This window comes from Mesorhizobium sp. Cs1299R1N1 (assembly GCF_037179655.1).
GTDB classification, from domain to species: Bacteria; Pseudomonadota; Alphaproteobacteria; order Rhizobiales; family Rhizobiaceae; genus Mesorhizobium; species Mesorhizobium salmacidum.
The window spans coordinates 159068-183922 of the sequence record NZ_JAPYKR010000011.1 but is presented as its reverse complement, the minus strand read 5'-3'; the positions used below and the strand labels follow the sequence as shown (position 1 = coordinate 183922).

21 protein-coding genes and 1 pseudogene are annotated in these 24855 nt (G+C 59.6%); 10 read left to right on the top strand and 12 right to left on the bottom strand.

Annotation, left to right across the window (positions count from 1 at the left end; translation table 11 throughout):
- Positions 1-29: 29 nt before the first annotated feature.
- The 7 genes from O7A70_RS23940 to ccoN all read right to left on the bottom strand — a co-directional run bounded on the left by O7A70_RS23940 (position 30) and on the right by ccoN (position 7875).
- Complete coding sequence (locus O7A70_RS23940) at positions 30-2261, bottom strand: heavy metal translocating P-type ATPase (protein ID WP_337142612.1); 2232 nt, start codon at positions 2259-2261, stop codon at positions 30-32.
- Positions 2258-2770, bottom strand: coding sequence for a FixH family protein (locus O7A70_RS23935; protein ID WP_337142611.1), 513 nt, complete (start codon positions 2768-2770; stop codon positions 2258-2260). The genes O7A70_RS23940 and O7A70_RS23935 overlap by 4 nt, the downstream gene beginning before the upstream one ends.
- Entirely contained in the window at positions 2767-4326 is a 1560-nt protein-coding gene (gene ccoG, locus O7A70_RS23930; RefSeq protein WP_337142649.1) for a cytochrome c oxidase accessory protein CcoG, read from the bottom strand. The genes O7A70_RS23935 and ccoG overlap by 4 nt, the downstream gene beginning before the upstream one ends.
- Positions 4327-4495: 169 nt before the next feature.
- Positions 4496-5359, bottom strand: a complete 864-nt coding sequence (ccoP, locus tag O7A70_RS23925; protein WP_337128351.1) for a cytochrome-c oxidase, cbb3-type subunit III — start codon at positions 5357-5359, stop codon at positions 4496-4498.
- A gap of 2 nt (positions 5360-5361) precedes the next feature.
- A complete protein-coding gene (locus O7A70_RS23920; protein WP_337128350.1) occupies positions 5362-5511 on the bottom strand; it encodes a cbb3-type cytochrome c oxidase subunit 3 in 150 nt (49 codons plus the stop codon).
- An 11-nt stretch (positions 5512-5522) separates the two neighbouring features.
- A complete protein-coding gene (ccoO, locus tag O7A70_RS23915; RefSeq protein ID WP_337142610.1) occupies positions 5523-6254 on the bottom strand; it encodes a cytochrome-c oxidase, cbb3-type subunit II in 732 nt (243 codons plus the stop codon).
- A 10-nt stretch (positions 6255-6264) separates the two neighbouring features.
- Entirely contained in the window at positions 6265-7875 is a 1611-nt protein-coding gene (ccoN, locus tag O7A70_RS23910) for a cytochrome-c oxidase, cbb3-type subunit I (protein WP_337128348.1), read from the bottom strand.
- A 144-nt stretch (positions 7876-8019) separates the two neighbouring features.
- Between ccoN and O7A70_RS23905 the strand changes: the two genes are divergently transcribed.
- Entirely contained in the window at positions 8020-8538 is a 519-nt protein-coding gene (locus O7A70_RS23905; RefSeq protein ID WP_337142609.1) for a hemerythrin domain-containing protein, read from the top strand.
- On the opposite strand, the gene O7A70_RS23900 is transcribed toward O7A70_RS23905, so the two are convergent.
- Positions 8535-9284 (bottom strand): Crp/Fnr family transcriptional regulator, encoded by a 750-nt coding sequence (locus O7A70_RS23900; protein ID WP_337128346.1) that lies wholly within the window; start codon positions 9282-9284, stop codon positions 8535-8537. The genes O7A70_RS23905 and O7A70_RS23900 overlap by 4 nt on opposite strands.
- A gap of 136 nt (positions 9285-9420) precedes the next feature.
- Here O7A70_RS23900 and hemN point away from each other — a divergent pair, with 136 nt between their 5' ends.
- The gene (hemN, locus tag O7A70_RS23895; RefSeq protein WP_337142648.1) at positions 9421-10794 is read left to right on the top strand and encodes an oxygen-independent coproporphyrinogen III oxidase; all 1374 of its coding nucleotides are present in this window, start codon (positions 9421-9423) and stop codon (positions 10792-10794) included.
- Positions 10795-10966: 172 nt separating this feature from the next.
- Here hemN and ubiM read toward each other — a convergent pair whose 3' ends face one another.
- A complete protein-coding gene (gene ubiM / locus O7A70_RS23890; protein WP_337142608.1) occupies positions 10967-12136 on the bottom strand; it encodes a 5-demethoxyubiquinol-8 5-hydroxylase UbiM in 1170 nt (389 codons plus the stop codon).
- 191 nt (positions 12137-12327) lie between these two features.
- On the opposite strand from ubiM, the gene O7A70_RS23885 reads away from it, so the two are divergent.
- The 3 genes from O7A70_RS23885 (at position 12328) to O7A70_RS23875 (ending at position 15880) form a co-directional block, all read left to right on the top strand.
- Entirely contained in the window at positions 12328-12543 is a 216-nt protein-coding gene (locus O7A70_RS23885) for a hypothetical protein (protein ID WP_337142607.1), read from the top strand.
- Positions 12544-13257: 714 nt separating this feature from the next.
- Entirely contained in the window at positions 13258-14589 is a 1332-nt protein-coding gene (locus O7A70_RS23880) for an MFS transporter (protein ID WP_337142606.1), read from the top strand.
- Between the two features lie 88 nt (positions 14590-14677).
- Positions 14678-15880, top strand: a complete 1203-nt coding sequence (locus tag O7A70_RS23875; RefSeq protein WP_337142605.1) for an efflux RND transporter periplasmic adaptor subunit — start codon at positions 14678-14680, stop codon at positions 15878-15880.
- A 372-nt stretch (positions 15881-16252) separates the two neighbouring features.
- Here O7A70_RS23875 and O7A70_RS23870 read toward each other — a convergent pair.
- The 3 genes and pseudogenes from O7A70_RS23870 to O7A70_RS23860 all read right to left on the bottom strand — a co-directional run.
- Positions 16253-16330: pseudogene (locus O7A70_RS23870) on the bottom strand (7-cyano-7-deazaguanine synthase QueC); the annotation flags it as partial.
- 762 nt (positions 16331-17092) lie between these two features.
- The gene (locus O7A70_RS23865; RefSeq protein WP_337142604.1) at positions 17093-17245 is read right to left on the bottom strand and encodes a hypothetical protein; all 153 of its coding nucleotides are present in this window, start codon (positions 17243-17245) and stop codon (positions 17093-17095) included.
- 412 nt (positions 17246-17657) lie between these two features.
- Positions 17658-18047, bottom strand: coding sequence for a hypothetical protein (locus O7A70_RS23860; protein WP_337128979.1), 390 nt, complete (start codon positions 18045-18047; stop codon positions 17658-17660).
- An 850-nt stretch (positions 18048-18897) separates the two neighbouring features.
- Between O7A70_RS23860 and O7A70_RS23855 the strand changes: the two genes are divergently transcribed.
- From O7A70_RS23855 to O7A70_RS23835, 5 genes are all read left to right on the top strand, one after another.
- Positions 18898-19794, top strand: coding sequence for a sterol desaturase family protein (locus O7A70_RS23855; protein ID WP_337142603.1), 897 nt, complete (start codon positions 18898-18900; stop codon positions 19792-19794).
- Positions 19795-20213: 419 nt separating this feature from the next.
- Entirely contained in the window at positions 20214-21653 is a 1440-nt protein-coding gene (locus O7A70_RS23850; RefSeq protein WP_337142602.1) for a hypothetical protein, read from the top strand.
- Positions 21646-22464: a hypothetical protein gene (locus O7A70_RS23845; protein WP_337128976.1), complete on the top strand. Its 819-nt coding sequence runs from the start codon at positions 21646-21648 to the stop codon at positions 22462-22464. Before O7A70_RS23850 ends, O7A70_RS23845 begins: the two co-directional genes overlap by 8 nt.
- Positions 22464-23771, top strand: a complete 1308-nt coding sequence (locus O7A70_RS23840) for a hypothetical protein (RefSeq protein ID WP_337142601.1) — start codon at positions 22464-22466, stop codon at positions 23769-23771. Before O7A70_RS23845 ends, O7A70_RS23840 begins: the two co-directional genes overlap by 1 nt.
- The gene (locus O7A70_RS23835) at positions 23768-24817 is read left to right on the top strand and encodes a hypothetical protein (RefSeq protein ID WP_337142600.1); all 1050 of its coding nucleotides are present in this window, start codon (positions 23768-23770) and stop codon (positions 24815-24817) included. Before O7A70_RS23840 ends, O7A70_RS23835 begins: the two co-directional genes overlap by 4 nt.
- The last annotated feature ends 38 nt before the right edge of the window (positions 24818-24855 follow it).

Sequence of the window (24855 nt, the reverse complement as noted above, 5' to 3'; positions counted from 1 at the left end):
GGACCTGCGCTTTACGGGGCAGAACATTCTCAGTCCCCACGCTTCCTGAAGGCGTGAAGCCGCATGGCATTGGCGACCACGGTCAGTGACGAGGTGGACATCGCGATCGCCGCGATGAGCGGCGTCACGTACCCTGACATGGCGATCGGCACGGCAAAGACGTTGTACACGATTGCAATGGCGACATTCTGGCGGATCAGCCAGCCTGCCTTTCGAGAGATATCCAATGCCAAAGGCACTGCCAGAAGGCTCTCGCGCAGGAAAACGAAATCGGCGGCATTGCGACCGATATCGGCCGCGCTTGCCGGAGCCATCGAGACGTGCGCAGCTGCCAGCGCTGGCGTATCGTTCAGTCCGTCGCCCACCATCAAGACTTTGTGGCCGGCCTTGGTCAGCGCCTCGATGCGCTTAACTTTGCCGGCTGGATGAAGCGAAGGTACGAAGTTGCCGATCCCCAAGGCCTTGGCCACTTCACCGCAAGCCTTGGCCGTATCCCCAGACAGCATCTCAACGGCCAGACCAGCATGCTTCAATGCCGTCACCGCGACCCCGGCATCGGCGCGCGTGTAGTCCTCAAAATCAAACGCGGCGACGACCACGCCGTCTCGCGAAAGCACGGTACCGCAGCTGCCACGCTTGCCGTTCCCACCAGTCGCAGCTTTCCATCCGGCCCACCCTTCTCGGCCCAGCCGCCAAATGTTTCCCTCCATGGAGGCCTCGACGCCGAAGCCAGGCTGCTCGCTGATCGAAGCTGGTCTAGGCTGGCTGGATGGGCCCAAAAAAGCGGCAATCGCCCTTGAGTACGGATGGCGCGAATGCGTGGCCATCTCGGCTGCGATTGCGAGCATGGCCGGATCGATGGATGGCGCGTTGACAAGCCGCGCCCGTGCACGTGTGAGCGTTCCGGTCTTGTCGAACACGGTTGTGTCGATGGCCGCCAGCCGCTCCATGGCCGAACCATCCTTGACCATCACGCCGGCTTCAAACAAACGCCGTGCCGCGACCACTTGCACGATCGGTACGGCAAGGCCGAGCGCGCAGGGGCACGTAATGATGAGCACAGCGATTGCGGTCGTTCCTGCCAGATGCCAGTCGCCTGATGCTGTGATCCAACCAAGGAAGGTTACGAGCGCGGCCAGATGCACCATTGGGGCGTAGAGGGCAGAGACGCGGTCGGCAATCTTGCGGTACTGCGAACGGCCACCCTCGGCTGCTTCCATAAGCCGAACCATTTGCGCCAGGAACGAATCTTTCGCAGCCGCCGTGGCCCGCATTGTGAGCGGACCAGTGAGATTGAGCGTGCCGGCTTGGATATCCGATCCCGGGCCAACCGCACACGGCCGGCTTTCGCCAGAAACGAGCGAGCAATCGACATCCGAGCTGCCGTGGAGGATGTCGCCATCGACAGGCACACGCTCTCCAGCGGCAATCACCAGCTCCATGCCCGGCTCGATCTGCCCGATCGACAGGTATTCGCGGGTCCTGCCGCTGCGCAGGACGATGGCGCCGCGGCCGGCCAGCCGCGAAAGGCCAGTCACGGCGGTTCGTGCCCGTTCGCGCATTGCATGGTCCAGCGCGCGGCCGATCAACAGGATAAACAGCAGCGACACCGACGCGTCGAAATAGGCATGCTCGCCATGGGTGATCGTTTCGTAGAGGCTCATGCCATAGGCGAGTGAAATGCCGACAGCGATCGGCACGTCCATGTTTACCCGCCCATGGCGAAGCGCCTTTCCCGCCGAACGGAAATAAATCCCTCCAGCGAAGGCGAGAGCCGGGAGGGCAATCAGCGCCGAAACCCAGTGGAAGAGGTCGCGGGTGGCTCCTTCCGCACCGGACCAAACCGAGACCGAGAGCAGCATGATGTTGCCGGCGGCAAAGCCAGAAATGGCAACCGCCCGGATCAGCTCCGATAAGGTCTTGTCCTGCTTGGCGCTCCCCGGGTCGAACAGATGCGCTTCATAGCCAAGCCGCCCGAGCGTGGCGAAAATCGGAGGCACCTGGTCGCCATGCCAGCGCACGGACACGCGTTTGGTGGATAGATTCACGCGAGCGCTTTCGATGCCTTCCAGCTTCCTCAGGGCCGTCTCTACGGTTTGCATGCAGGCCGCGCAGTGAACTGTCGGCACCGACAGATCGGTCTGGTGCGTGTCGCCGCCCAAACTGCGGCTGGCCAGTTTGATCTCGTCGCTAGATGGCAGCGCGGACGCTGTGTCGATCATGTCTAGTGTCGTTTCGGCGCCCGGCGCGCAGCAACTCATCGCAGCGAGCCCTTCGAAATCATCATGCGGCGGACATCACGAAATGGCCAAGCAAGACCTGCATCGGCGTCGATCTCGACGATCCAGACGCCATCCTTCGGCGTATGACGCCCGCCAAATTCCCAAGCGATATCGGGATTGCTACCTAAAGCTACAAGTGTCACGGCTTTGTCCTGCGCGTCGTAAGCCGGGTGCCGAAACAGGATGCGAACGCCGTGCAGCGGAACCAGCCTGCCCTTGGCATCGGCAAGGCTGTAGCGAACCTCGCCGGACGCAATGGTCAATCTGCCATGCCAGCCAAGGGCCGCTTGTGCCCGTCCTACGCGGGCCTTTTCATTGAACTGCTGGCTGGCCACATATGTGTTCTCCACCACAAAGCCGGTCCAACTGGTGCTGGCGAGCGTTGCCATGGTCGCGTTGACGCAGATCACAACGCCAAAGAAACCGAGAACTGTGAGCAGCATGTGCTTGCCAGTGAATTCGCGCCCACCTTCCGTATTGGCTATCATCTGGCGATCTCCGGCGCATTGAACCTAGCGGTGTACTTTGCCGATTCAGAGCTCGCCTCGTCCTCAATCCGAAACGTGAAGCTTTGCACCGGTTTGTAGATTTGGTCCGCCGGTTGGCGGACGAAAACCTTGAGTGTTGTGAGCCGGTCGGGCTCAACCGGAATGGCAAACGAGCGGCCGGATGGCAGGTCGACGCCGACGATGCTCATTTGCGCACTGGGCAGCCCTTCCAGGGAGAGCACGACTGTCCTCGGCTGGGGTATCATGTTGAGCAATTTGACGGTGTAGCCGTTTCGGATCGAGCCGTCCGAAAGCGTTACAAATTGCGGATTGCGGTCGTGAAGGACGTTCATCTCCAGCCTCTCGCGCGTCAGCAGCGAAGAGATGAGAACCAACCCGATCGCCGACCACGCACCGAGATAGATGAAGGTGCGCGATCGGAAGATCTTGCGCCGTTGGAACTGCGCGACACCGTCGACAAACGTGTTGGTCGGGTTCCTGATCAGAGCCGGGTGGATGGGACCGGTGCCGCCTGCGCTCGCCAGCGCCAAGTTGGCGTTGTAGTCCGCCAGCGTTGCATAGGAGATCAAACCGCGCGCCCGACCGAGCTTGTCCATCACCCTATCGCAGGCATCGATGCAGAGCGCGCAGGTGATGCACTCCAGCTGCTGGCCATCCCGTATGTCGATACCCATGGGGCAGACCGCCATGCAGGAATTGCAATCGACGCAGTCCCCGGTAGGCCGTCCGGAGGCCATGGCTTTCTTGGCATGGCGCGAACGGGGTTCGCCGCGCCAGTCGTTATATGTCACGGTCAGCGAATTTTCGTCGAGCAGGGCGGCCTGGATGCGTGGCCAGGGGCACATATAGGTGCAGACCTGCTCGCGCATGAGCCCGCCGAACAGGTATGTGGTTCCCGTGAAGATGGCGATGGTGACATAGGCGACGGTGGCTGCCGTGCCCGCGAGGACTTCGCCGAGGAGCTCCGGAGCATCGGCAAAGTAGAAGATCCAGGCACCGCCCGTGGCAACTGCGATGACCAGCCAAACGGCATGTTTGATCGCACGCACAAGCAATTTGCGCGCGCTCCAGGGACTGGCTTCAAGTTTTATGCGGGCATTGCGATCGCCTTCGATCGCACGCTCAACGACCAGGAACAGGTCGACCCAGACCGTCTGCGGGCAGGTGTAGCCGCACCAGGCCCGCCCGACCGTGGACGTGAGCATGAAGAGGCTGATGCCGGCCATCATCAGAAGCCCTGCAACGTAATAAAATTCCTGCGGCCAGATTTCGATGGAGAAGAGGTAGAAGCGCCGGTTCGCCAGATCGAGCAGGACGGCCTGGTGCGGTGCGAAGGGGCCTCTGTTCCATCGCAACCACGGCGTCAAATAATAGACGCCAAGCGTGATCGCCATCACCAGCCATTTGAACTGGCGGAAACGACCCGAAGCACGCTTCGGGAAAATCTTCTTGTGCGCTGCATAGAGCGGTTGCCGAACCTTGCCGGAGTTCGCAGCCTCCGCTGCGGGCCGTTCTATCTGCCTTTGATCCAGCACAGCACCTCCAGTCGAGCAGTCCGCAGTTTCCCGTCCACCAAGTTTTGCCGCAGGGTGGACCGCGCCGCCTTGATGCAAGTCAATCCGGCGAGCCGAAAAGTTGGGTCGAGGCCCGGCTGCAGCCGGGCCTCGTCGCTCGACGGTGGTGGGGGCGAATAGGCCGCTTCTCCTATTCCCCACCGCCAAGCGAATGGACGTAGACCGCAAGCTCCTTCACCTTTGTCTCCCCCAGCCGCGCGCCCCATGCTGGCATTACACCTAGCTTGGGTGCGCGGACCTGCGCGGCGATTGCGCTTTCGCCCGAGCCATAAAGCCAGATCGCGTCCGTCAGGTCGGGAGCTCCAAGCTCCCGGGTTCCCTTTGCGTTTTCGCCGTGACAGGCCGCGCAATTGTCTGCAAACACGTTGGCGCCGGACTGGATCAGGGTCTTGTCGCGCACCGGCCCTGAAAGGCTTGCCACATACGCGCTGACCTGGCTGATCTGCTCGGGTTGAAGCACATCTGCGAAGGCCGGCATTTCCGACTGGCGAGTGTCCGGATCGGAAGCAAAGCGGATGCCGTGGGTGATGGTCTGCTGGATCTCCTCGGTCTTGCCACCCCACAGCCAGTCGTCGTCGTTGAGATTTGGAAAGCCTTTGGAGCCTTGAGCGCCCGAGCCATGGCACTGCACGCAATTGACCTTGAACGTGGCGCCCCCGGCTGCGATGGCGAACTCACGCAGCGCATCGTCCGCGGCAATTTCCGAAACGGTTTTGGACTGTATTGCCGCGACATACTTACCTTTGGCAGCTTGCGCCGTCGCCAGCTCGCTCGCGACGCCCTTGCGGCTGGAATAGCCGAGCACGCCCTTGGTTGATGAAGACAGCATGGGCCATGCGGGGAAAGCAATTGTGTAGGCGGCCGCCCAGGCGATGGTGACGTAGAAGGTCATCACCCACCACCGCGGCAATGGGTTGTTGAGCTCCCTGATTCCATCCCATTCGTGACCGGTCGTTGAGATGCCGGAAGCTTCGTCGATATGCTCGCTGCTCATGATCAGTCATCCTTGAAAGGGATCTGCGCGCCTTGGTCGGCCCGTGTTTTGCCACCAGGGCGCAAGGCAAAGGCAATGCAGCCGACGAAGAAGAGCGCCATGGCAAGCAGGGCCCAGCTGTCGGCGAACTCGCGCATCAAACTGTAGCTCATGCGTCTCCCCCTCAGCGGTAGCCGGCGGCATCGTCGTAGGTCTTGAAGTCGACCAGAGTGCCGAGCATCTGCAGATACGCGACCAGCGCATCCATCTCGGTGACCTGCGCCGGATTGCCGTCAAAGTCGCCGACCTTGGCTTTGGGATAGCGCATCTCGATCGCGGTCGTGTCGGCGGAAGGATCAGCTTGTGCTTTCAGATCTGCGTTGGCGTTGGCTATCATGTCGGGCGTGTAGGGAACGCCGACATCGGCGTTGGCGACGAGATGGGTTGAAAAGTCTTTCACGTCGATCAGGGTGTCTTTCAGGAACCCGTAGCTCGGCATGATTGATTCAGGCACGACCGAGCGCGGGTTTGTCAGGTGCTGTGTGTGCCACTCGTTGGAATATCGATCGCCGACACGCGCCAGGTCTGGACCGGTTCGTTTCGAACCCCACTGGAAGGGATGGTCGTACATCGACTCGGCCGCCAGGCTATAGTGCCCATACCGTTCGACCTCGTCGCGGAACGGCCTGATCATCTGGCTGTGGCAGAGGTAGCAGCCCTCGCGCACATAGATATTGCGGCCGGCGAGCTCCAGCGGCGAATAGGGCCGCATGCCTTCTACTTTCTCGATCGTGTTGTCGAGATAAAACAGCGGTGCGATCTCGACGATGCCGCCGACGGTCACGACCAGCAGCGACCCTACAAGGAGAAGCGTGGCGTTTCTCTCGATGAGGGCGTGTTTGGCCATCAAGCCCATGTCTGGCTCCTTATTCGGCAGGCTGGAAATCGGATGTGGAGCCCTGCAACGGCTCTTGTTCGCGCCGGCGGCCACGAACAGTCATGGTGACGTTCCAGGCCATGATCAGCATGCCGGCGAGATACATCGCGCCGCCCGCTGCGCGCATGACATAGTACGGATGCATGGCGGCCACGGTCTCGGCGAAGGAGTAAACCAGGAAGCCCCGTTCGTCATACTCGCGCCACATCAAGCCTTGCATGATGCCGGAGACCCACATTGCCGCCGCGTAGACGCCGATGCCCAAGGTCGCCAGCCAGAAGTGCCAGGTGACAAGGCGCAGCGAATAAAGCCGCTCGCGATTCCACAGCTTCGGCACCATGTAGTAGATCGCGCCGAACGAGATCATGCCAACCCACCCCAGGGCGCCTGAGTGAACGTGGCCGATGGTCCAGTCCGTGTAGTGCGACAGCGAATTGACCGTCCTGATGGACATGACTGGACCTTCGAAAGTCGACATGCCGTAGAAGGCGATCGCGGCAACCATCATGCGGATGATCGGGTCAGTGCGGATCTTGTCCCAAGCGCCTGACAGCGTCATCAGGCCGTTGATCATGCCGCCCCAGGACGGCATCCACAGCATGATCGAGAACGCCATGCCAAGCGTCTGCGCCCAGTCGGGCAGGGCGGTGTAATGCAGGTGATGCGGGCCAGCCCAGATGTAGAGGAAGATCAACGCCCAGAAGTGGATGATCGACAGCCGGTAGGAGTAGACGGGCCGGTTCGCCTGCTTCGGCACGAAGTAATACATCATGCCGAGAAACCCGGCGGTCAGGAAGAAGCCGACCGCGTTATGCCCGTACCACCATTGCGTCAGCGCGTCCTGAACGCCGGAGAACGCCGAATAGCTCTTCGATCCGAGAAAGGAGGCGGGCATCGAGAGATTGTTGACCACATGCAGCATCGCGATGGTGACGATGAAGGACAGGTAGAACCAGTTGGCGACATAGATATGCGGTTCCTTGCGCTTCAGGATGGTGCCGAGGAAAAGGATCAGGTACGCGACCCAAACAATCGTCAGCCAAATGTCCACATACCATTCGGGTTCGGCATATTCGCGGCTTTCGGTGACGCCCAGCAGATAGCCGGTCGCGGCCATGACGATGAAGAGCTGATAGCCCCAGAACACGAACCAGCCCAGGTCGCCGCCAAACAGCCGCGCGCGGCAGGTGCGTTGGACAACGTACAGTGACGTGCACAGAAGCGCGTTTCCGCCAAAGGCGAAGACGACGCCCGACGTATGAAGGGGCCGCAATCGTCCGAAATTGAACCATGGCTGGACATTGAGATCCGGGTAGGCCAGCTGCAGCGCGATGGCCACACCAACCAGCATGCCGACAACACCCCAAAACACTGTGGCGATGGCTCCACAGCGGATCGGGCCATCCATATAGGCCGACGGATCGACGGGAGCTGCCGGCTTGAATTCGAAGTTGCGCAACAGGAACGCCGTGAAACCGGCAAGGACAAAGAACAACACCCACATATGTTGCCGAAAAGGTCCGTCCACACCTAAGCCGGCGCCGACCAGCGCCGCGAATGCGAACAAACTCAAAGCGACGACCTCTGTGGCAAATCTCATGACATATCCCTGACGCCGATTGGTGGAACGCGGATCCGCTCCCCACTAGTTCCGCAAACGGCGTGTTGGCGCCTTGATCTATGTCAAAGGCGGCGATCGTCAGTCGGACAATCCTGCGTCTCGAATTCACGCGGAGACGCCCCGATGGCCGGCTCGAAATCCTCAATCGTCGCAAGATGCAAAGCCTGGCCGTTTGTCGACGGCTGCGTTCATGGCAGCCGGCCATGCCGGGATGTCTGTCTCTTGCAGGAACGCAAGTTGCTGATGTGCAACGAACTGGAGGCGATAGCCGACCGGCTGCCTTCGGTGGATCGTTCGAAATGCCTGCTGATAGCAAACGAGCTCGTGCCGCTGCTGCGCATGAGCCATGCTCGCGAGGAAGAGCATCTCTTTCCTGCGTTCGCAAGCGGCGCATCGGAGGGAGATCCGAGCGCCTCGTTACGTCGCTTGCGCGCCGAGCACATTGAGGACGAATGCGCGGCGCAGGATTTGACTGATACGCTGCTGACCATCGGCCACGGAGGTGGAGTCGCCAACCCTGAAGCCCTCGGGTTTATGTTGAGGGCCTTTTTTTGTTCGGCACGGCGACACGTCGCATTCGAGCGCGAGCACGTCCTGCCGCTCATCGCGCAGCAGAATCGGACGAAAAGCCAGGAGACCTAAGCCTCAGAACGCGCCCAAGTGCCCGAACAGCGTTGCAGCCGGCTGACGCTATCGACCACGACATGGCGATTGTTCTCGATGCGGATCACGCCGTCGGCACGAAGCTTTGTCAACTGACGGCTGATGGTCTCGATCGTCACGCCGAGAAAGTCGGCGATATCGGCGCGGGTGAGCGGCAGATCGAAAGTTGCCGATCCGTTGCTGGTGGTGTCAGTCGCCGGGTCGATATTCCTCGCGATCAGGAACAGAAAACTCGCGACCTTTTCCGACGCCGTTTTGCGGCCCAGAGTCAACATCCATTCGCGAGCCTCGTCCAATTCCATCAGTGTCTGCTTGAGCAAGCGGTGTTCGAAGGCCGGCGACTGCCTTATCATTCGCTCAATGGCAGCTTTCGGGAACGAGCACAGTGAGACTTCGGTCGCGGTCTCCGCGTTGATCTCGCTTTCCGACCTGAACGGCCGGCCCACAAAATCGGGCGCAAATTGAAGCCCGACGATCTGCTGGCGGCCGTCCCCAAGAACCTTGGTCAGCTTTACAACGCCCGAAAGCAGGTTCGAATAGGTGTCGATCGGTTCGGCGTCTCCGACCAGCTCGGTTCCGGCCGGAACGCTGTGTCTCGACGATGCCTTGGCCAACTCGACCAATTGGTCCGGCTCGAGCGCCCCGCATAATCCGCTATCCCGCGCATCGCAGGCTTGGCAAAGCACAGGAATTGCAAAACTTGGAACGTCCTGTCGAATGGTCATCGGCGCGGCCCGAAAGGGTAATCGTGGCGGCAAGATAGCATCGCAGCTGCGTCAGGTGTTGCGTCAGTTTGTCCTGCCGCCGCTAAGCTTGATTCAAATCAAGGCGGGCGCGGTTTGCAGAACGCAAGTTGCCCCCATGCATGGAGCAGCAACCAACGGCACGCATCCCGAATTGTCCGCCATACTGCGCGAGAACGTGCCGCGCTACACAAGCTACCCGACCGCGCCACACTTTCATCCTGGTGTCGACGCCGATGTGCTTCGAGGCTGGATACATCACCTCAAATCCGACGACGAGTTGTCGCTGTATCTGCACGTACCTTATTGCCAGGCGCTGTGCTGGTTTTGCGCCTGCCACACCAAGCACACGCGGCACTATGCGCCTGTGGCAAGCTTCCTGCGCGCCCTGCACATCGAGATTGAAACGGCCGGGCGTCTCATAAGCCGCAAGGGCCGCGTGCGTTCTGTCCAGTTTGGCGGCGGCTCCCCAACCATGCTGAAACCGAACGACATACTTGCGCTCGGAAAAGCCTTAAGGGACCGGTTTGATTTTTGCCCCGATGCCGGCATCAGCATCGAGATCGAACCCCGCGACATCGATGAAGCCCGTCTGGATGCGCTCGTCGCGATCGGCATGACGAGAGCCAGTCTTGGGGTGCAGGACTTCCATCCCAAGGTGCAGACGGCCATCAATCGCGAGCAGAGTTTCCGGTTGACCAAGAGCGTGGTCGACGGCGTCCGGGCCCGCGATGTGAAATCGGTCAATCTCGATCTGCTCTACGGCCTGCCGCACCAGACGCTTGAAAGCGTCGCCGCGACGGTCACGCACGCCTTGGCGCTGGAGCCCGACAGGATTGCGCTGTTCGGCTACGCCCATGTGCCGTGGTTCAAGAAGCATCAAACAATGATCGACGAAGCCTGGCTGCCCGATTCTGCCGAACGGCTGGCACAGTCGCAGCTTGCCGCCAGGATCATCGTACGCGCCGGCTATGAGGCGATCGGGCTTGATCATTTTGCCAAGCCGGACGATTTGCTCGCCATCGCAGCGTGCACGGGCAAACTGCGCCGCAATTTCCAAGGCTATAGCGAGGACAACTGCGAAACCCTGATTGGTCTTGGCCCATCCTCTATCAGCCGCTTCCGGCAAGGCTACGCCCAGAATATCGTTGCGACGGGCGAGTATGAGAAGGCTGTGATTGCCGGCCAATTGGCCACGGCACGCGGCATCGAATTCCGCATTGATGATCTGGCAAGGGGCTGGGTCATCGAGCACCTGATGTGCAACTTCGCCTTTTCGGCGCTCGAGCTGGTCGAGCGTTTCGGCGAGGTCGGCCAAAGGCTCCTCTATGACGCAAGCCGCGTCGCGATCGGCAGCTCAGGCAGGCTGCTCGAATTGGAGGGCAATAATTTTATCGTGCCACAGCAGAGCCGCCCTCTTGTCAGGACTGTGGCGGCGAAATTCGACAAATATCTTGAGAAGGGAGCTGGCAGATATTCCGTGGCCATCTAAGTGCATGTCCTGGGCAAGTCTGGCTGGCGCTTTGTCGGCCATGGATGCGAAATCGGGCGAGGCTGCACCTGGATAGAAGGCACAAGGGTCTTGTCTTTGTGCAAAATCAAATTCGGAATTCGTCGCTCGTGGCGGCCGGCGGTTAGCCGGCCCAGCGTCTGGAGGACCGAAGTTAGCGCCTCAGCACGGCAGAAATCCCGCGTCGGATAAAGGGCAGATTTTGGCCGAGCCGAAGGCCGACATGCCTGGCGGCCTGTGCGAGCGGGCGCTCGTCGGTGTAAAGCCTAACCAGCATGTTGGTGGCGTGGTAAAGCGGCGCCGCACTCAGCCTTAGCCGGGTTTCATACCGGCGCAACAAGGTCGGATCGGCAATATCCGTTCCTTTGCGCCAAGCCGTCAAAATTCCATTCGCGAGGCGATGCTGGCCGCCAAGGCCGATGTTGAAGCCGTGCGCCGTGACCGGGTGCATGCCGACGGCCGCATCCCCGATGAGCGCGGCGCGTGGCGTCCAGAATCTGTCTGCCCAAGTCGTAACGAGTGAATAGGCGTGGCGGCTGCTGGCCAGCGACATTTTACCCAATCGCCCCCGACAGCGCTGGCTCATCTCTGCGAGAAAATCAGCATCGTTCATCAGGACAAGCCGGGAAACCTCGTTTGCGGAAAGTGTGACAAGCAGTGACGACACGCCTTTCGCAAGCGGCAGCATTGCGATCGTCTGCTTATCATCAAACCATTCCGTCGCGATCCCGTGATGGTGCATCTCGTGCCGAACGCGGCAAATCAGCATCGAGCAGCCGAGCCGATTGACCTCGGCGGCGATGCCCAGCAGATCACGCAGAGCAGACAGACGTGAATCCGCCGCCACGAGGAGCTGGGCTTTGAACTGTCGGCCATCTGAGAGGGTCACCATCGCGCCGCCGCGATTGATTTGCGCGGCGACGACGGTGCAGCCAGCGAACACACGCAGATGCTCCCGTTTATGGACAATGCCGAACAGAGCCCTGCGAATCCAATGGTTGGGGACCAGAATCCCCAGTGGGTTCGCGCTTCCGGCAGGCGCATCGAAGCTCAACGAGAACGGATTGGATCCGTTAAGAACCCGCGCGCCCAGCAGGGGGGATTTCTCGGAACAGGGGATGGCATCCCATGCGCCGAGCTCTCGCAGAATTTTGACCGAGGTGTGAGTGAGTGCAATCTCACGTCCGTCGAAGGCGGGCTGAGCCAGATCAGCTATCGATTGGCGTTCGACCAACGCGACCCTGAGGTCACTTGCGGCGAGCGAGGCGGCAAACGCCAGTCCAACCGGACCGGCCCCGACAACTGCAATGTCAAAGCTGGTCATCTGGGGCACCGGCGCGGCGGAGCAGGCCAGAGCGAACAAAACCGGCAGAGTTTCCCGACAGCGTTTCGGATGACACGGTTCGACATTTGGCCTCTCGAGAGAAAGGAATTTTTGGCGAAGTTGATTCAGGTCAATGCCGACCTGTCGCGTTCACGCGATTCTTTTGAAAATCAATATCAAATAGGTGAAACATGGCCGACGTCGTCTCGGAGCTTGTCCGGGCGTGCAATACAGCGCGGGCCAAGGGCATGGATTTTCCCACCATCTGGCAGACAATGCTCAAGCAACACCCCTATGTCGTAGGCCGGCCGCTGCAAGATCAGAACGAAGTCGGCCCTGCGCTCAGGGTGCCGTTGGTCACGGGCCGTCATCTCATATTTGATGCTTCAGGTTTTCGGCTCGGCTGAAAAGCAGTGTAGTGGCGACTTGCCGCCGGTTCCGACCAGGGACAGCCATCGCTTGCATGCTTGATGACGAGATTGCGAAGGAGCATAGGCCCATGATTGCAATGTAAAATCCAATAGCCACCGAAAGACTTTGCGCAGACATATCATTCTCCTTTGAACCGGGTGAGGACAGCATGCCATTGACGGACAAGCCTTGATCTGGATCAACCACACCGAAGGGATTGATCGAAAACCTGTCTGAACCATCGGTTCGCCAGCCGGCGACTCGACAGATCGTCCGAGCGCCGCCTGCAAGCGCTGCGCCGGTTGATGTGTAGCCTCGTCCTCGTGACGGGTACCAAGCTCCGACGCAAGCAGCCTGCCGCATCGCCTTTCTTGCGCGATTTGAAGGAAATGCTTTTCCGCACGGCCGCGAGAAATGGGCAAAGCATAGTGGAACTCGCGGTTCGGGTTCCCCAGCGGCTTGGTCGCAGACGACGAGGGGTGTGGAACTGGTCGGCACGACGGCACCTGCGGTCCTGGTCGGATCGGCATCTCAGCCCGAAAGGCCCGTCTTTCGGTTTGGACCCGCGCGGCATTCGGTCAGATGTCCGACGATGTCGGACATCTGACATCGCTGGATCAACGCTATCGCCTTGTTTCAGCACGACCTCTCGTTTGGAACGATGCATGCATGGCTGTCCGCGAATGTCCCCGAGCCAGTCTGGACGCCCCATGCCTTTGCCGATCCTTGCGCTTGCCATTGCGTCCTTCTGCATCGGCACCACCGAATTCGTCATCATGGGCCTGCTGCCGGAGGTCGCCGCCGATCTCGGCGTGACGATCCCCGCCGCCGGCCTGCTGGTCACCGGCTATGCGCTGGGCGTCGTCTTCGGCGCGCCTGTCGTGGCCATGGCCACCGCGCATTTGCCGCGCAAACCCGTGCTGGTCGGGCTTGCGGCCCTGTTCGTCGTCGGCAATCTCTTCTGCGCCATCGCGCCCAATTACTGGCTGCTGATGGCCGCGCGCGTCTTCACCGCTTTCGGCCATGGCGCCTTCTTCGGCATCGGCTCGGTCGTCGCCGCCAGCCTGGTGCCGCGCAACAAGCGCGCCAGCGCCATCGCGCTGATGTTCGCCGGGCTGACGCTGGCCAATATCCTCGGCGTTCCCGCTGGAACAGCGCTTGGCGAAGCCTTTGGCTGGCGGGCCACCTTCCTGGCCGTGGTCGGCATCGGCTTGATCTCGGTCGCGGCCATCGCCTGGCTGGTGCCGTCCGACGTCACGGAACCGAGCGGCGGCGGCCTACGCGCCGAAGTCCGCGTGCTTGGCAAGCTGCAGGTCTGGCTGGCGATGCTGATCGCGGCGCTAACCTCTGCCAGCCTGTTCGCCGTCTTCACCTACATCAAACCCTACCTCACCGACGTGTCGGGCCTGTCGACCGAGGCGGTAACCTGGGTGCTTTTGCTTTTCGGCGCCGGCATGACCATCGGCAACATTATCGGCGGCAGGCTGGCCGACTGGAAACTGATGCCGACAGTCATCGGAACGCTGCTGTTGCTGGCGCTGCTGTTCGTCGCCTTCACCGAATTCGGCGCCATCGCCACGGTCGCGGTGGGCATCGTCTTCCTGTGGGGCCTGCTCGTCTTCGTGGTGGTGCCGCCGCTGCAGATCCGCGTCGTGGAAGCCGCTTCCGAGGGGCCGAACCTCGCCGCCACATTAAACCAAGGCGCCTTCAACGTCGGCAATGCCAGCGGCGCCTGGATCGGTGGCGTGGCCCTCTCCTGGGGCGTTTCCTACGCCAACCTGCCGCTGGTCGGCGCAGTGCTCGCTTTGCTGGCGGCGTCCGTCGCGGTGCTGCTGCGGTCACTTGATGGGCCACTGTCCTCCAGACGCGACTCGCGTCGGCAGCATGTCGGCATCACCCGTATCCTGCGGGATCAGCCCCTCTTTCTGCCCCTGAGCCAGCAGGCTCGGGTCAGAATGATAGGAGGGATTGGTCTCGCTGCAGCCGAGAAGGATCTGAGGGCTATGCTGAACAGGATCTGGGCGTTCGTGGAGTCGCAATAAAGCAACCGACCGACCGCCGGGCCGATCCGGCTCCCTGCCCGCCAAATAAGATTCCTGCCCCAAGCTTTCGTTCGAATCTAGCAACAAAATGAATGACTGGCGTGAGATCATGAGACGAAGTGTTTTCCTAGGGCTTTTTGTGTGTGCCGTCGGGGCAGCTGTCTGGGTCGCTTCAGCGCCAAGCAGGCAGCCGTCCAGTTCGACCCCGGTCATTACTGTAAGACGGGGCTCGCTGGCGGACGAGGTAAATGCAATCGGTGTTCTGGAGCCCTCAAGGCTTGTACAAATCGGTGCGCGAGTCTCGGGTCAATTGACTGCGTTTCATGTCAGCTTGGGGGAGGAGGTTCACGCAGGCGATCTTATTGCGGAGATGGATTCTTTCGAGCAGCAGAACCGGTTGCGTCTGGCAAGGGCCTCGCTTTCCAAGAAGCAGGCAGCCCAACATTCGAGCCAGTTCAAGCTCGACCGGGCAGAGCGAGTCCTGACGCGTCAGCGGCACCTCTCTGCGCGCCAGGTCATTTCGAGCGCTGCTCTTCAGGATGCCGAAATTGCCGTCCGAATTGCCCGCGCCAAGCTCGACGAGTCGACAGCGCAAGTCGAAGAAGCGACTGCCGCGGTCGAAAAGGCCCAAATCGACCTCGGCTACACACAGATCGCCGCCCCGATAGACGGACGGGTGATCGCCCTGGAGGCCAAGCCCGGACAGACGGAGCCCTCGCGCGTAATTGCTGTCGTCGCGCAGACCGACACGATGAGAGCGCGAGTGCAAGTTTCCGAGGCAGATGTCCAACGCATCAGGGTCGGGCAGCCGGTGCATTTCACCACCGTCGGAGACAGAAAGACCAACCGGGCTAGCCGGGTTATGGCAGTGGAGCCCGCCCCATCTTTTCTTCTGACGAACCAGGGACCCTCCGGCGGCCAGCTAGGCGGCGGCTCGGGGCAAACGCAGACGGTCTATTACAACGTGTTTTTTGAGGCATCCAACAAGGACGGGGAGCTTCTGCCAATGATGACCGCTGAGGTGACTATTACGGTGAGCACGGTTGATGACGTGTTGCTTGCCCCATGGGGTGCGCTCGTCGGCCCTGATCCGGAGGGTCTCTATCGCGCGAGGGTAGACACAGGGAACGGCGCGACCGCAGCACGCCGCGTGCGCGTGGGGCTGGTGAACCGAATGGGCGCCGAGATCGTCGATGGTCTCGCGGAGGGCGAAAAGATCATTCTACGAAAGGACAGCGGCATTACCGACACGGACAGACCGCTCCCTGGCAACGCCGAAACACAATCGTAGCGCTGGCGGGGAGTCCGTAATAGGACCTATCTCGCGGGGGTCCTGTGCCATCTCTCTAATGGACTGCTCGAGGCCAATTGCCGCTGGCTGAGCGTGTCCGGGCATGAGCTGGGCATCCAACATTGTATCTCAGTTCTGAATCGAGGTTCGGTTGTGGCAATCGTCACCGGCATGGCGGCGGGACTGTGCATGGCACGTCTCCATTGTCCCGCCGGACCTCCTCGCAAAGCCTGCGGCAGCTTGCCTCCTGCCGTCGACCTCGTCAGTTGACCGACCGAGCAGCCGAAGCGAGAGGGCCCAGGATGGGACCATCTCTCCAAGATGCCGGAACTCGCAATACACCACTCCAATCCGAAAAGTTCCTCCGCATTTGTCGAGCACGCGCGGGCGGACGTCCAATTCGATCCGATGCCGCTGCCTATAATCAAAGCCGATCGTTTCGACGCGCGCGTGTAGCGTATAGAAAACCTCCTTGACGGCGCGGGCCGGGCAGCATGGCGCGAAAGTGCAACAATGTCGGGCATCGGATGTAGCCAGTCCGGTGAACCCAATTGTGATTAAAGCGGTTATCCTTTGGCACGCTTAATGCACCTGGTGATCCGTAACACGGGACCCACCGACAATGACGCTCATTCAGACTCTCTGAGACTCCTCATTTCTCGAAAGCTGCCTCGTCCAGTCGACTCTGCGAGCGCGTGGCAATCGACTTAACCGACATGGTCGTCTCGGTGCCCGATAAGTGGAGTGGTGGAACGCCGGTGCAGTCGGGCCTGCGGGAGAACGCGTTCAGTCGCACGCGCGGCGGCTAGCCACCTCCTCGTACTCATCGCGGCGGTTTGCCCGGGTGAGCCGGAGCCCGAGCCTCGGAACAGAACAGCTGGAGACGCCATGACGGACCGCGAACGGATCGAGGAAGAACCACCGGCGACGCCGGCAATTCTATTTTCACCCTGGAATTCCTGTGCGTGGCGTCGGGGCGCTATTTGGGGCGCGAGCTTTTCGGAGCCAAGCACGCCTTCTTTCAATCCGGCCTTGGTGGACCGTCGAACGGGCTCGCTTGCGGCCCGAACCGGGGTTCTGGAACAACCCTCAGAGCGCCAGTTTGGGCCAAGAAAGCGCGGCACGTCGTAACTTTGGTTGTGGAATTTTCAGCGGCGCATGGCATTTTAACTTGCGGTCGGAGGATTTGTCGAATTGGAAACTTTCGAGAGACTAGAAGCGTTGATCGATGCGCCCAGCGCCGAAGCCGTCGATGAGGCCCGTGCGATGCTGCGTCAGTTCGAGTCCGCCCTGACTGCCGACGCTATCCATCAGTTCCTGCTTGACCTGATGACCTTCGTCTTTGTCCTGCAGTCTGCTCGTCACAGTTCTCACGCCTCGGTGCGGAGATCGGCTAAGGTTAGGCTTGCGATCCTCAGGACACTTTGCGGAGTCTCGGACGGCCCGAGCACAAAGGCTTGCAGCGAAGAACCGCGATGAGCCAGGTCACCAACGGACGAAATTGGGGCCTGCGCCAGTGTATGCTAGCGGACAAACAGCAACACAGGCCTTGTCGGCGCGAACTCTCCCCCGCGACAGCTGCTGGCGCTCCGACAGCTTTTGCGCTTGCCCGCAGCGTGGACGCTAGAGTTGCCACTTTCGAATCGGCGCGCTGGGCGCACACGTTGTGCTCCACCTAGCTATCGCGGGCGGCTTCCACCCCTTTCGGCCACTGGAATCAAGAGATGAGTCGGTATTTCATCCTGGCGCGCTCAATCGGTATGGGTGCCGCAGCGAGTTACGCACGCTCCATTTCACCAAGGAAGATAATATCATCCGGAGGTTGAAAGTCCGGGCTGGAAATTTGCCTCCGCATCGCTGAATTCTTGGCTTCCATTCCTTCTCCTGTAAATCGAAATCCGCTCTTGTAGAAAAACACTGAAGCTTCTTCAGATTGAGAACGAAGAGTCAGACTGCGAAGGTTATCTAACGCTCTGAACCGATCGGCGATATTGATCATGACCGTCCCGAGCCCTTTGTACCTCGACCGCTGCTTATTGTGTATCCAGCCAATTCGCATGCTGCCATCCTGCTGAGCAATGGTCAAAGTCCCCATCTCGGTTTGGTCAACGTCAGAGAAGAAAGAAATATTGCGGGAACCGCCGATGTAATCGATTGTCCTGTTCAACCTGACTGACTCTCCCCGGACCCTGTCAAAGATGGAATCGACTGAGCGGCTCGCCTCCCTAAGGTCCAGCACCTCATTGGGCATGTGAGTCGATCGGGTCGCACCGCGATCGCGGTCTTCAGGTCTATGTCTACTTGTATAGCGATCCATTGTTCAGGGCTCCTTTGATTTCTAATCGTAGCGCCTAGGAGCGATCCGCCGAACTGATTTCGCGTTACATTTGCCATCTAGCAGGCTTCTCTGATCGCGGTGTTTCGGAGCCAGCTTTCGGGAGTGATCGCGATCTGTGAGGTTGTCGGTCCTGTGGTGGCCACTAGGCTGTGTCCGGGAGTGACCTTACGCTTGACCCGGAGCGGCAACCGCGGCGCTTCAAAGTGATCAACGGTGCTGGCGGCCCGCCCTGGTCGATGGGCGACAAGGCGCGGATCGTCGTGAAGACGCTGGAACCGGACGCTTTGCCTTGCGCTTCGCAGGCTTTATGCCTGCCCAGTTGCCGCAACGGACTTTGCCCTATGGTTGGTCGCTTCGCGCAAACCCCGGTGGTCTACTGGGCTCCTCCGATCATTTGGGACACCGATGGGTCTTATCCAAACAACCAATTTTACCAATCTACGAAAATGCTGCATTGCACGTCCTCGAAGCGCGCCGCTATGCCGACGGAACAATCGCCGTTTGAATGCCCTAAAAGGAAATCTGCAACACCTGACTACATGCAATTCGTGACTTCGATGCCGAGTTTACGGCGGCGCTGAGACTCACAATATTGGTCTCGCCTGACGAAGACGACTGCGTTGATGACAGTCACTCCGACCTGAGGTTGGAGCATTGAACGATTCGCCGGAGCAAACAAATGCACGTTTTCGACGTTAACCAGATGACTCAGATATTCGTGAAGTCGCTTGAGCTGGTTGTGATTTTCGCTACCTTTTGCGCCGCGCTGGAGCTGATGTTTCCGGCTTATCGATACAGTTTTGCCTCATATCTTCGCGGCGTGCGGAATTGGATTATTCGGCTCGGATGCGGTGCCGTTATCTGGCACCTCTACGCCGTGAGCCTGGACTGGTTAGGGATAAAGCCGCTCGTAACGATCAATTTCGGTACGATGCTTCACTTTGACAATGCCATCGTCGACAGCGGATTGGCCGTCTTTTCAGGCGTCTTGGTCGCGATTGCTGGTGACTTCTTCTACTACTGGATGCACCGCGCTCAGCATGCTGTTCCATTCCTCTGGCGCATGCACGCTACTCACCACTCGATCCGCGAATTGACGGCATGGAATTGCCATCATCACGTTTCCGAGCCACTCGTTTACGCCGGGTTTGTAGCCCTACCACTCACGCTGTTCCATTTCGAATCTGGCGTAGTGCCCGTTGTTGCCGTGACACTGATTACCTTTCAGGCCCATCTTTCGCATTCGAGCACCCGGATCAATCTTGGGCCGCTTCGATATATTATTGGCGACAATAAGTTCCACCGCATTCACCATTCGCTGGAACCGCATCACCGGCGCCGAAATTATGGGTTCTTTACAACCATCTGGGACACGGTTTTTCTAACGGCATACTGGCCAAAAAAGAATGAGTGGCCGGAAGTTGGCCTCCGAGACCAGCCCGAGCCGCTCACCGCGCGCGAGTACATTTTGTTCCCATTTGATCGACGTCGCTGGCGTAGAGCTAAAGTCGGAAGTGATGTAGAGGCTGGGCATGAACAAGCGGAGAGCCCCGGCCTGCTTCCTGCGCAGGACTGAAAGCCGCCGTTGGTCCTGCCCAGCAGGTTGCGCGCGCTCTTCGGGGTCGTGAGATCATACTCCTCCTGCTTTTTTTGATGGGAGAAAAGCTGCCTGGCGGCGTCAGCCTCTCGCATCTGGTCGCACACTCTGGACGATCCGGGGTTGCTGTGCGGTCGAGCCGGAATGGGCGCAGGAGTGCAATTCGCGCAGGCAATCCGATCAGGTTCGGCGCGCCGCGACCGCCTTGGCATCATCCAAACAGATCTCAGGCGCATTGATCCCTTTGAGGCGAATGCGGTGGCCCGATCGTGTGGCCGCCCTTGCCGATTTTACCAGTGCAGGACCGACCACGGTCGCACGCCCATGGTTGCCCTTTAGCGCTACTGTGCATAGAAAGCATTCTGCTTGGGGCCGAAAAAAATTGGGATACGAAGGGCGTGAGCTCTAAATTCGAAAAGCTAAATAGGTTGCGCGAGTCTCTGCGCGAGTCCAACCATGATTTCCGAGCGAGCACCCAGCTTTTCAGCAGCTTGGATGTCACCAAGATTGATCGGGACATGAATCTCGCCGGTCGCGGCAAGGAGCGTGGCGAGGCAAACCAGCCCCCTAAGAGCGCCAAGAATCTCGACGATGTTGAACATGCCGTCATCGAACGCGTCGAGGACGAGAAAAAGGCATCCTATCATACTCTTGAGGACAACCTGCATCTTCTCAGCGGGCGTCTTGCCGGACTCGACTTCGAAGAACAATTTGGTCTCATCCGTCAGGCGAACGCAGCCAGCGTGTCGGATTTCAAAGCTTCGGTTGCTGTCGGCCTGGATGAACTCCACGGGTTGAGGCGCGCTCTTAGCGACGCTGAGAAAGAGCACGCCTGGTTCAAGGCGAAGCACGAATTGGTTCGCGCGGCGCGCGTTCAGCATGGCGCGGCTCACCTTTTGCGCATTTCGCTGCTGCTGTTCCTGTTTCTCATCGAGACAGCAATGAATGGCAGTTTCCTTGCCAAGGGAAACGAACAGGGGTTTTTTGGCGGCATCCTTGAGGCTGCAGCATTCTCCTTCATCAACATCGGCGCCGCTTTGCTCCTGGCGCTTTTCTGCGCCCGCCTTGTCACCCACCGATCGATTTTTGGGAAGCTAGTCGGGATGTTCTCGATCCTTGTCTATATCGGTCTGGCCGTGACCTTAAACCTGGCGCTGGCGCACTATCGCGAGGTGAGTGGCTCGCTCGCGGACGGTGCCGGTGCAGAGGTCATCCGAAACATGGTCGGCAATCCGGCCGGGCTCACAGATGTGAAGTCATGGCTACTGTTTGCTATCGGCCTCATGTTTTCGATTTTCGCATTTATCGACGGCTGGTTCGTACTCGACCCTTATCCCGGTTACGCGGGCGTCGAAAATCGCTTGGTTCGTAAGCGGGAGGACTATATCGAGCGCAAGCGGGAGTTGATCGAAGAGCTGCAAGACGTTCGCGACGACCACAACGAAAAGGTTGAGGACATCGTCAAGGAACTCGGCAGTCGTCGCAGGGAGCATCGTGCTATTGTCGATCATCGCTCAAGGCTTGTGGCGCTCTTTGCGCAGCATCAGGACCAGCTCGAGCGAGCCTGCAATCAGCTTCTCTCCAAATACAGGGAGGCGAATATCCAGGCCAGAACGGAGCCTGCGCCCAAGCATTTCGGAGCACCTTACAAGCTTGAACGCATCAAGCCTCACATCTCGGCCGACGGGGAATGGAGCGAGGGCGACGTTGGAGCATCGATCCGCCAAGCGCAGGAGGAGCTCAACGCTCAAGTCCGCCTGATTGGGCAGGAGTGCGAGCGCGGAATTGAGCAGTATCGCGACCTCGACAAGCTTCATCCGGACAGTGTGAATGGCTAGGCGGGTTCGCAGGCGCAAGAAGGGCCAAGCCGGCTCAATCGTTGCGGCTCTCGCTCTTGGGGTGCTCTCGGTTGCAATGTTGGGCGGCTTTGCCTGGATGTGGTCAAGGTCTGGCAAGGGCCAGATCGACGCAAACACAAATTGCCCGATGGACGGTCCCGTTAGCCTGACGGCGGTTCTCATTGACGCCACGGATCCGGTTTCGGCAACGACCATGGCGGATCTGAAGAACGAGTTCCGCAAAACCATCGGGCGGGTCGAGCCGGGCGGCTATGTGAGGATCTATACGCTGAATTCGGCCCCCGGCGACCTGACGGTGATGTTCGATGGATGCAATCCAGGCGATGGGTCCACGGTAGACAATTGGACGAACAATCCGGCGCGCCGTCAGAAGAAGTGGGAAAACGCCTTCGGCGACCCCTTGAAAAAGCTTCCTGACCAAATTCCGAACGCTGACTCCGCCAGCCAGTCTCCGATCATGGCCGGCATCCAGAAAATCAAACTGTCGCTGTTTGATAGCAGCTTGGCGAAACCGGGGGGCGCAAAGCGGTTGGTGGTCGCCTCCGACATGATCGAGCATACGGCGCTTTATTCGCAGTACCGGTCTGGTCTGGATTACCAGAAATACCTCAGTAGCGCCGCCGATCGGACCTACGGGACGTCGCTCGACGGGGTGGCAGTCACGATCCTCTATATCGACCGGAAAAAGAAGCCGTTTCAGTCGCTGGATCACGCTGAATTCTGGACGCAATGGGTCCAAAACCATCACGGCGAGTTCGAAAAGCTGGTTGGCTTGGAGGGGTTAAATTGATGGCGAGGAACCGCGACAATTCCCTACTGGGGCATCGAGGCTTCCCACTCCTCGTGTTTGCGATATTGACGCTCGGCGGCTGCGTCTTTATCGCCATCGCCAAGCTCTCGGGCGTAAACCCGATCGTGGCGGCGGGTGCACCTGTCTGCCTGATGCTTTTTTATCTCGGTGTATCGATCTTCACCGGGAAGCTGCGCCTTAGCGATGAGCAAACCGGCGACAATCTCTACTATATGGGCTTCCTTTTCACGCTGACGAGCCTTGGAGTGTCGTTGTTCCAGTTCGGGTCGGAAGGCTCGACCGATGCCATCGTCAGGAACTTCGGTATCGCGATTACGTCCACGATCACCGGCATCGCGCTCAGGATCTTCTACAACCAGATGCGGCGCGACCCTGCGGATATCGAGCGGACGGCCAGGCACGAACTCGCCGACATGACTCGGCGAGTAAGAGCTGAGATGGAGAGCGTCACAAGAGAGTTTGCCGACTTTCGCCGTGTTAGCCATCAGATGCTCGAGGAAGGCTTTGCTGAGATTGCCGTCCAAGCCGAGCGAAACGGCGAGCATATCAGATCCGCCTTGGACAAGATCGCCATGGAATCGATCAAACCGGTCCAAGAGGCGTCTGGAAAGCTCAGTGACGCGTTGAAAGACAATTTCGGGCAGGTCGAAAGTCAGTTCTCTTCGATTGCTAAGCGTGTCGAAGCTGCCGCTGATTTGCTCGACAAAGCCAACAGCTCGATGTCCTCGTCAGTTAGCAAGCTCGGCGAACAGGCTGACACCGTGGCCACCAAGCTGGAAAAAGTTGTCGTTCCTGAGGAGGTGCTGAAGAACGATCTGGCGCCGATGGTAAAGCTTCTTGGCAGCGCTGTCGCTCAATACGCGGTCAAGACCGAGTCCGCCTCGCAGGAGCAACAAGCTCGTATGATCGGTCTCGCTGACGCAGTGGCGAAGGTGGCGAGTGGTGTAGAGCGCGCCGCAGCCGCGGCAGAGAGGACAGCAGGGAGTGTTCAAGCCCAGCAGCGCCTAACCGAGGCGCTTGCGGCAGTGGTGCAAAAGCAAAGTAGGGACACGAGCGAACTCATTGCCACGATTGCAGAAAAGAGTCTCCAGGCGGCTCGCGGCAGCCATGCTGCCAACGACGCAATAGCGATCGATCCAGCACGCGCAGTTACACCTGCCGGCGCTGATGGTGAACAGGCGATAATCAAGATCTCCGAAGATCAGCAAGGCGATTCCTTCCAATCCTTGGGCGCTGTCCCAGAGAAGGCTGAGCCGCCGCGAAAAAGCGGTTGGTGGGGCAGGTGAGCGAGACGGGCGCAACAGCGGTCGGTTATGAGCGCAAGGGCTACGGCCGCGGGCTGATCCTGGGCCTGACGATGGCCGAGACGATGCTGCTTCTGGTGTTCTGCCTTTTGCTTGCAGCCGGCGCAATCATCGCCAAGAAGCAGAAACAGACCGCAGAGGCGCAGAAGATTGCCCAATCCCTCAAGCAGGAATCGCGTAAGCTCGGCGAGGAAAACAAGCGGCTCCTTGCCCAGCTGAATGAGATGGTCAAGCCCGCGACAGGGCGCAACGTGCCCGACCAGCAGTGGCGCGAATTGGTGTTGGCGAACGAGACCATCGAAACAATCAAAAACGCAGGAGTTTCGGTCCAAGAACTGGTGAAGAACGCCCCGGTCACCAAGATCCTGTCCGACAATGATGTCGACGCCGAGCAAGCCCGGGCGATGATCGAGCGCACGAACGTGTTGAAGGAGTTTGGTTACGTTGGTACGGCCAAGACCTTGAAGGACCTGTCAGATGCCCTGAAGAAGGCAGACGCGCCTGTGATGGCCGCCAAGCCGCACGATTGGCCACCGATCATCAGCCTCAGCGAACTCGACGGTTATAATTTCGATATCGGAAGTGCGGAGCTTTCCGATCGTTTCAGGACGCGGCTGCGCGATCTGTCCAAGACGATTGCGGGCATTGCAACGTCGTACGGCGTCGACGTCATCGAGGTGATTGGACACACGGATGAGCAGGCCATGTCCGGTCAGTCGTCGAACATGGACAAGGGTCTTCAACCCGTCCTGGCTGGCAAGGTGGAAATTGGTACGCTTCATCCCGCCGATAACGCCGGCCTTGGACTGGCGCGAGCAATCTCGGTCACGAGCATACTTCGCGAGATGCCTGAGCTGAAAGGGTTCACCATTCTGCCGATGTCGGGTGGCCAGTTGATACTTCCTGGTGACCATCTGACCAACGGAGCGCAGGCTGGCGATGTGAAGGCAAGGCGACGAATTGAAATCAGGGTGAGGCAGCGCTCCCGCGAAACCGACCTCGCGGCGGGTGTCGGATCGAAGTCATGAGCGCAAAAAGATGCTGGTGAGTTAGCTCACAGCATTGA